Source organism: Inquilinus sp. (assembly GCF_057815775.1).
In genome coordinates this window covers 1-1,956 of sequence record NZ_JBYRFX010000839.1, presented here as the reverse complement: position 1 = coordinate 1,956, position 1,956 = coordinate 1, and the positions used below count along the sequence as shown (strand labels likewise).

Below are 1,956 nucleotides of genomic sequence, written 5' to 3'. Positions count from 1 at the left end.
GCCGCCGAGTATCTGAAGGCGGCGGGCTTCAAGGTCGACCTGCAGGTGTCGGATTGGGCGACCTTGACCCAGCGCCGCAACGACCCGGCGCTGTGGGACATCTTCTTCACGCACAGCCCGTTCCTGCCGGAGCCCGCGCTGAACCTCGGCATGTCGGAAAGCGGCCCCGGCTGGTGGTCGACCGACCGCCGCCGCGCCGCCTTCGATGCCTTCAATGCCGCCGCCGACCCGGCACAGCGCGCCAAGCTGTACGGCGATGTCCAGGCCGCGATCATGGACGAGGTGCCGTTCATCAAGGTCGGCGACTTCAATGCGCTGTCGGCGAAGTCGCCGAAGCTGCAGGGCTACACGCCGTCGCCCTGGCCGTATTTCTGGAACACGTGGGTCGCGAAGTGACGACCCGAACCCACGCCTGAACGGGGACGCCGGTGCTCTCCTATATCGTCAATCGCCTGATCGGCATGGTCGCGGTGATGTTCATCGTGGCGACGGTGGTGTTCGTCATCATCCGCGTCACGCCGGGCGATCCCGCCGCGGTGATGCTGGGGCCGGACGCCCAGCCGTCTGACATCGTCGAACTGCGCTCGAAGCTCGGCCTCGACCAGCCGCTGCCGGTGCAATACGTCACCTGGCTCGGCCAGATCGCGGTCGGTGACCTCGGCCAGTCGATCTTCCTGAACCAGCCGGTGCTGAGCGCGATCGAGGAGCGGGCGGAACCGACGCTGATGCTGACCATTCTGTCGATGGCGATCGCGCTGGTGATCGCGCTGCCGATCGGCATCGCCTCGGCGGTCTGGCGCGGATCCGTGCTCGACCAGGCGGCCCTGACCATCTCGATGTTCACCGCCAGCATCCCCAGCTTCTGGCTCGGCCTGCTGGTGATGGAACTGTTCGCGGTCAAGCTCGGCTGGTTCCCGGTCGCCGGCTATGGCGGGCCGGGGGCCGGGTTCTTCGAGCGGATGACCCATCTGGTACTGCCGGCCTTCGTGCTCGGCATCGTCAACTCCGCCCTCATCACCCGCTTCACCCGGGCCAGCATGCTCGACGTGCTCGGCGACGACTATGTCCGCACCGCCCGCGCCAAGGGGCTGCCGGAGCGGCGGGTGGTGCTGAAGCACGCGTTGAAGAACGCGCTGATCCCGATCCTGACCGTGATCGGGCTGACCACGGCGCTGCTGATCTCCGGCGCGGTCGTGACCGAGACGGTGTTCGGCCTGCCCGGCGTCGGCAACCTGGTCGTCAACGGCGTGCTGCGACGCGACTATCCGGTGATCCAGGGGGCGCTGCTGGTGATCGCCGCGCTGTACGTCCTGGTCAACCTCGCCATCGACCTGCTGTATCTCGTCGTCGACCCGAGGGTGCGTTACTGATGGCCGCGACTGCCTCATCCCCCATCGTCGCCGGCGGCGAGCGCTTCAAGCTCGCCCGGATGCTGCTGCGCCGCCGGACCGCGCTGATCGGGCTGGTCGTGCTCGTGGTGCTGGTGCTGGCCGCGATCTTCGCGCCGTACATTACCGGCTACGCGCCGCAGAAGCTGTCGATCGTCAACCGGCTGAAACCACCCAGCGGCGCCCATTGGTTCGGCACCGACGAATTCGGCCGCGACGTCTTCACCCGGGCCGTCTATGGCGGGCGGCTGTCGCTGTTCGTCGGCTTTTCCGTGGTGATCCTGTCCTCGGTGCTCGGCATCATCCTCGGGCTCGTCGCCGGCTTCTTCAAGCCGGCGGACCGGGTGGTGGCCCGGCTGATCGACGCGATGATGGCCGTCCCGGACATCCTCTTGGCGATCTCGCTGGTCGCGGCGCTGGGGCCGTCGCTGGTCAACGTCATCCTGGCGCTCGGCATCGTCTACACGCCGCGCCTGGCCCGCATCGTCCGCGCCTCGACCCTGGTGATCCGCGAACTGCCCTTCGTCGAGGCGGCGCGGGCGCTGGGCGTGTCGACCTGGCGGATCGT

Annotated in this window: 2 protein-coding genes and 1 pseudogene; all 3 read left to right on the top strand. The window is 68.1% G+C overall.

Annotation, left to right across the window (positions count from 1 at the left end):
- Positions 1 to 396: pseudogene (locus tag AC3XYG_RS29990) on the top strand (ABC transporter substrate-binding protein); the annotation flags it as partial.
- A 32-nt stretch (positions 397 to 428) separates the two neighbouring features.
- Positions 429 to 1,370, top strand: a complete 942-nt coding sequence (locus AC3XYG_RS29985) for an ABC transporter permease (RefSeq protein WP_489143539.1) — start codon at positions 429 to 431, stop codon at positions 1,368 to 1,370.
- A partial coding sequence (locus AC3XYG_RS29980) for an ABC transporter permease (RefSeq protein ID WP_489143538.1) occupies positions 1,370 to 1,956 on the top strand: 587 nt, incomplete at its 3' end. The genes AC3XYG_RS29985 and AC3XYG_RS29980, both read left to right, overlap by 1 nt.